Source organism: Gemmiger formicilis (assembly GCF_016901605.1).
Lineage (GTDB): Bacteria > Bacillota > Clostridia > Oscillospirales > Ruminococcaceae > Gemmiger > Gemmiger formicilis_B.
This window is the reverse complement of sequence record NZ_JACJKP010000176.1, coordinates 1-5939: the sequence shown is the minus strand read 5'-3', so window position 1 is coordinate 5939 and position 5939 is coordinate 1. Positions and strand designations below refer to the sequence as shown.

The 5939-nt window shown below is 50.2% G+C and carries 5 protein-coding genes and 1 pseudogene; all 6 read left to right on the top strand.

Annotated features, from left to right (window positions below):
* Window positions 1-286 (top strand): annotated as a pseudogene (locus H6B10_RS12045) (XRE family transcriptional regulator); the annotation flags it as partial.
* Window positions 267-929 carry a sigma-70 family RNA polymerase sigma factor gene (locus H6B10_RS12040; RefSeq protein ID WP_148317957.1) on the top strand — a complete coding sequence of 221 codons (663 nt, stop codon included), beginning with the start codon at window positions 267-269 and terminating at the stop codon, window positions 927-929. The pseudogene H6B10_RS12045 and the gene H6B10_RS12040, both read left to right, overlap by 20 nt.
* Window positions 930-1519: 590 nt before the next feature.
* A complete protein-coding gene (locus H6B10_RS12035) occupies window positions 1520-1756 on the top strand; it encodes a helix-turn-helix domain-containing protein (protein WP_148317959.1) in 237 nt (78 codons plus the stop codon).
* On the top strand, window positions 1753-2301 hold the full coding sequence (locus H6B10_RS12030; protein WP_204651827.1) for a DUF6680 family protein: 549 nt from the start codon (window positions 1753-1755) through the stop codon (window positions 2299-2301). The genes H6B10_RS12035 and H6B10_RS12030 overlap by 4 nt, the downstream gene beginning before the upstream one ends.
* Entirely contained in the window at window positions 2288-3871 is a 1584-nt protein-coding gene (locus tag H6B10_RS12025; RefSeq protein WP_204651826.1) for a site-specific DNA-methyltransferase, read from the top strand. Before H6B10_RS12030 ends, H6B10_RS12025 begins: the two co-directional genes overlap by 14 nt.
* 14 nt (window positions 3872-3885) lie before the next feature.
* Window positions 3886-5939: DEAD/DEAH box helicase (locus tag H6B10_RS12020; protein ID WP_204651825.1), on the top strand; the 2054-nt coding region annotated here is incomplete at its 3' end.

Below are 5939 nucleotides of genomic sequence, written 5' to 3'. Positions count from 1 at the left end.
GGCGCTGCGGGAAGTGAAGAAAGAGATTGGTAACGATTTTACGGCGGCACAAACCTTGACCAAAGGCATCACCCAGCAGATGTTCTCCGAATTGACAAAAGGCCAAGATGTCCAGGCACCGACCATCACACCCGAAATGATTTCCGCCGCCGTTACCCAGAGCGCGGCAGGAATGGACGGCGTGCAAAAGGAAGCGTTGGACAAGTTCGGTCAGGCGCTGACGGAATTTCTCCAATCCACCTTAGACCACGCGCAGGAGAAACAAAATGCCGGCCCTGAGCAATGAGCGGCTGTGCAAGCTGGCGCAGGCAGGGGATACGGCTGCCCGTGATATTTTGCTGGAAAACAATCTGGGATTCATCCGAAAAATCGCGTTGGAGCAATACCGGAGCATGGGTCTGGATGAAAATGATATTGGAATGGATTTAGATGATTTAGTGCAGGAGGGAAGTATCGGCCTGCTGAACGCGATTCCTTTATTTGACGCCGGACGGGGTATGAAATTCCTGACCTATGCGGCACCGGCAATCCGCAATGCCATGACGGACTGCATTCGCGCAGCCCTCGCTCAGTTTGAACAACGGATGGTGGATAAGAAAGACGGCCCCGGCTTCCAGAGAGTATATCTGGATGACGTTCTCTCAGATGATGAACGGATGCTGCGAATCGAGGCCATTGCTGACCCTCACACCCAAACGCCGGAACAAATCTATATCCAAAAAGAACAGCTAATGGAATTGTATGCGGCGATGGACAAGCTGACTGCCAGAGAGCAGACTTATCTGCTGTATCGCTATGGATTTACCGATGGTATTGAGCACCCGCTGATCGGCACAGCACTCCATTTCCATCTCAGCGAGAGCCGGACGAAGAAGGTTGAGGGCGAGGCGATGGACAGTCTGCGCGGGAAGCTGCCGTGGTGGTTCTGATACGATGGTAAGCAGCTGCTGACGGGGCTTTGATATACCTTTGTTCCGCAGATGACAAGGATGGCAGACAGTGCATATTCGCACCGCCTGCCATCCTTTTTCTGTCGCTCATGCCGCCCCGTAAGGGGCAACCTTTCCCGCCAGAACGCCGCAACTGTAGCCACACTTTCCGGGGCGTGCTACAATTCCGGCTGCCATCTGCTCCACAAAGGTATAACACACTAGACTTTCCTACGGAAAATCGTGTGCCAACAGGGATGCTGCTCGCCCCTATTGGAAACCCAGAGCCAAAGAGGCTGCGCCCCTCTGGACACCCCGCCTGTCCGTGCAGTGACTATCCATCCTGTTCCCACACAATGGATGCTCCTCTGCCCGAACAGGCAAAACAGGCACAGAGATTTGCCCGTATAGCGGGCAGATTTCTGTGCCTGTATTTGTTCAGCGGTGGCTGGACAGAGCCTACGAAGAAGCCTTGCAGAACCCTCGGCCTTGGTTGACTATTTTCGCATGGGGGTGCGAAAACCAATTGTCCCAAGCGTCAATATCTGATATAATAAAAAAGTCGAATTCTCTGACCGGAGGGCACCAATATGGTCATCTCTTACAATAAACTCTGGAAACTGCTCATTGACCGAAAAATGAGCAAGGCTGATCTGCGGCGAGCAGCGGGGATCGCCCCCAACACCATGACAAAACTGAACCGAGATGAAGAAGTGACATTGGAAACGCTGGGGAAAATTTGCGGCGTACTCGGAGTCAATATTGGAGATGTTGTGGATATTTTCCCGAAATGTCAAGAGGAAAAGAAAGGGAGAAAAACGCAATGACTATATTTGAAATAATCATGACAATTCTAAACTTAATCGCGGTATTGCTTATTCCTGTGGTTGCTGTATTTGTTGGCCAATATCTTCAAGAGCGGGCTCAAAGACGGAAAGATAAAATGGATATATTTAAGACGTTGATGATAAATCGAGTAGGATGGTCTGTAGAAAGTACACGAGCCATGAACATTATTGATATTGTTTTTTCGGATGATAAAAATGTTCGACAGGCTTGGAGTGAATACTATCATGCACTTTGTGTCAAGGACCCAGATGAAATACAGTTAAAGCAAATGCAGCAAGCACAAGATAAATTACTTGAGAAAATGGCTATTTCTCTTGGATATAAGGATAAAATCACATGGGAAACCATTCAGAATCCGTATGTTCCGAAAGGGATGATGGAGGCAATGGATCAGCAACAGATCATCCAAAAAGGACAGACAGAGCTTGCAAAGGTAGCTGGTGCGTTTGCTCAAATGATAAATACTAACGCAGCCAATCAAGCACCAAACCGACAGGAGGATAATTCCCATGCCAACACTTGAATGGATTGGAAAAGATAAGGTGGTAAATCACCACCAGGAGGTGCCTTATCGGGTGTTGGAGCGCCAGTACAGCTATGATGAAGCCGGACAGCACACCGAGGATAATGGCAGTGAAAACATGATTATCCACGGTGATAACCTGGAGGCGCTGAAAGCCTTGCTGCCCCGGTACGAAGGCAAAGTGAAGTGTATCTACATCGATCCACCCTACAACACCGGCAATGAAGGCTGGGTGTATAACGATAACGTCAATGATCCCAAGATCAAAAAGTGGCTGGGTGAAGTGGTGGGCAGAGAAGGCGAGGATCTTTCTCGGCATGATAAATGGTTGTGCATGATGTATCCCCGCCTGAAGCTGTTGCAACGGCTTTTGGCAGAAGATGGATTTATTTTTGTAAGTATTGATGTTTTTGAATATGCAAATCTCAAATGTATCATGGATGAAATATTTGGGGTTGCAAATTTTAGAAATTGTATTTCTGTGCGTCGAGGTATCAAAAATGTTCAGGCCCAGTTTGAAACTGTGCAGGCGTTATCACTAGGGCATGAGTATATTTACTTGTATTCTAAGAATCCTCAAGCTAAACTTCCCAAACTTTCCAAAGACTTTGAAATTGAAAAAGCAGGAAAATGGGATACATTTTGGCGTGGAACAGATAGACCTACTATGCGATATGAAATCTTTGGATACTGCCCAGAAAAAGGTCAATGGAGATGGGAAAAAACAAGAGCCAGCAAAGCAACTAAAAATTATGAAAAATTTCTTTCTGAATATGCAGATAAGATGTCCATTGATGATTACTATATTGAGCATCTGATGGCGACCAATGAAAAACTGGACTTTGTCCGAATGAATGAAACGGGCACGATCCAGTATTATGTACCGCCACAATCCGGGAAACTATTGAGCGACAACTGGATGGACATTCTTTTGTCTGGTTCATATGCTGGATTTGATACAGAAAAAAGCGTTTTATTACTCGATAGAATTGTAAAATGGATAGCTTCAGATAAAGATATAGTTCTCGACTCCTTTGCTGGTTCAGGCACTACTGCCCATGCTGTGCTGAATATGAACAAGGCCGACGGCGGCAACCGTAAATTCATCCTGGTAGAAATGATGGACTACGCCGACAACATTACCGCCGAGCGTGTCAAGCGTGTGATTGACGGCTATGGAGAGGGTAAAAAAGCCGTGAAGGGTACCGGCGGCAATTTCAGTTACTACGAGCTAGGACCAGTTCTTTTGATGCCGGATGGAAACCTCAACGAGGAAGTGGGCTTGCAGAAGATTCGGGAATACGTCTACTATATGGAGACCAAAGAGTCTCTATCTGCTGAGCAGCCCGTGGACGAGCCCTATTTCATGGGTTTGTGCCGCAACACTGCCTATTACTTTTATTATAAGCGGGAAAGCGTCACCACACTGGATCATGCCTTTTTAGCTACCATCCAGACCAAAGCCGAGGGCTACACCATCTACGCTGACCTGTGCGCTATCCCACAGGAGACGCTGCGCAAGCACAATATCACCTTCAAGAAAATTCCACGGGATATTGCCCGGCTGTAAAGGAGCGTGAAGAAATGGAACTGAAATCGTATCAGAAAGAAGTCATTGCCGATCTTGCGCGCTATCTGGAGCTGGTGGTGGAGCTGCAAAGCCCGGCAAAGGCGTATCAAGCCCTCTGGAACGAAAAGAATGTTCTGGTGGGTTTTGGCGGTATGCCCAACTATGTGGATGTTCTCCCCGGCGTGCCTCATGTGTGCGCCAAGGTGCCTACCGGCGGCGGCAAGACCTACATCGCCGCCAGTTCTTTGCGCACGATTTTTGATGCCATGCCTCAGCGCCGGGCCAAGGCTGTGGTGTGGCTGGTGCCCTCCGAAGCCATTCTGACCCAGACCCGCAAGGCGCTTGAAAACCCGGACCATCCCTACCGGCAGCGGCTGGATGTGGATTTTGGCGGGCGGGTACAGGTGTACTCCAAAGAGCAGGCGCTCATGGGGCAGAATTTCACCCCTTCTGTCGTCACAGAACAGCTCTCCCTGTTTGTCTTCAGCTATGATTCCTTCCGCACCAGCAAAAAGGAAGGGCGCAAAGCTTACCAGGAAAACGGTTACCTGGCTGACTTTTCTAAGTGGATGGACGACCCATCGGTTTTGCTGGCCGACACCGATGAGACGGCGCTGATCCAGGTGATCCGCTATCTGAATCCGGTGGTCATCGTGGACGAAAGCCATCATGCCACCTCGGATTTGAGCGTGGAAATGCTGAAAAATTTCAACCCCAGCTTTGTGTTTGACCTGACCGCCACGCCCAAAAAGAAAAGCAACATCATCGCCTTTGTGGACGCTGCACGGCTGAAAAAGGCCAACATGGTCAAGCTGCCGGTCATCGTCTATAACCGCCGGTCCCAGGTGGATGTATATGGGGATGCCATCGCCATCCGTGCCAAGCTGGAGGCTCAGGCCAAACGCGAACAGGAAACCAGCGGACGCTATATCCGCCCTATCGTCTTGTTCCAGGCGCAGCCCCGCAACAATGCAGACAGTACCACATATGAGAAAATCAAGAAAACACTGGTGGACGGCGGGATTCCCGAGCGTGAAATCGCTATCAAAACAGGCGATAGGGACGAGCTGAAAAGCGTGGATTTGCTGTCCCCAGACTGTCCCATTCGGTACATCATCACTGTCAACGCGCTGAAAGAAGGCTGGGACTGTCCCTTTGCCTATGTGCTGGCCACGGTGGCAAACCGCACTTCTGCGGTGGATGTAGAGCAGATTTTGGGGCGTGTACTTCGCCTGCCCTACACGCAGAAAAATCGTAGTGAAGTGCTGAACCTCTCCTATGTCATTACCTCCTCCGCCGATTTTCACCAGACGCTGGAAAAGGTGGTGGCCGGGCTGAACAGCGCCGGTTTCAGCAGCCGTGATTACCGGGCGCAGGATGTGGAGGCCCCAGCGGCTGTCTCTGCCCCGGAATCGGAGCAACTTTCCCTGACGCAGCTTTCTGTTGATGAACCGGAACTCCCAGAGGTAGACGGTACAGATTTGAAGGCGCGCTTTGAAGCGGCTACGCTAGAGGCGGAGCAATCCGTGCAGGATGGAACCATGCAGTCAGATCCCATGCTGTCACAGGCCCTGCAACAGAACAAAACCTATGAAGATGAGATCAACCAGGCCGACAATACCGCTTTGAGCCAGACTCCTTTAGAGGTGCGTGACAAGATGAATCAGTTCCGCATAAACGAGGAATTTGCAGACGAAGCTGCTGCCTTGCGCTTCCCCCAGTTTATGCTGGAGACCGGCCCCAGCCTGTTTTCGGAAGCCTATGAACCCCTGCAACTGGAGCATTTGGAGGGCGGGTTCTCGCTGAGGGACAAGGACGCCCGCGTGGATTTCACCACAGTCAACGCAGAGATGGCTCGGGTGGACGTAGACGACAACAAAGACAGCACCGCAAAGGCATGGAGGCTGTCTGGTGGAGACAGCGCCTTCTTCCGGGAATGGTTTAACACCCAGCCCTCGGAAAAACGGCTCTCGCTGTGTAAGGGTATTATCAAGCAAAAGCTGTCCAAGATGAACTGCGTCAATGACCGGGAACTGGATGAGTACATTGACCGGGTGATCGGCACCAT

What these genes read in the sequence shown, in the direction of transcription:
- H6B10_RS12040 (WP_148317957.1), top strand. Translation starts at nt 267, where the DNA reads ATGCCGGCCCTGAGCAATGAGCGGCTGTGCAAGCTGGCGCAGGCAGGG.
- H6B10_RS12035 (WP_148317959.1), top strand. Translation starts at nt 1,520, where the DNA reads ATGGTCATCTCTTACAATAAACTCTGGAAACTGCTCATTGACCGAAAA.
- H6B10_RS12030 (WP_204651827.1), top strand. Translation starts at nt 1,753, where the DNA reads ATGACTATATTTGAAATAATCATGACAATTCTAAACTTAATCGCGGTA.
- H6B10_RS12025 (WP_204651826.1), top strand. Translation starts at nt 2,288, where the DNA reads ATGCCAACACTTGAATGGATTGGAAAAGATAAGGTGGTAAATCACCAC.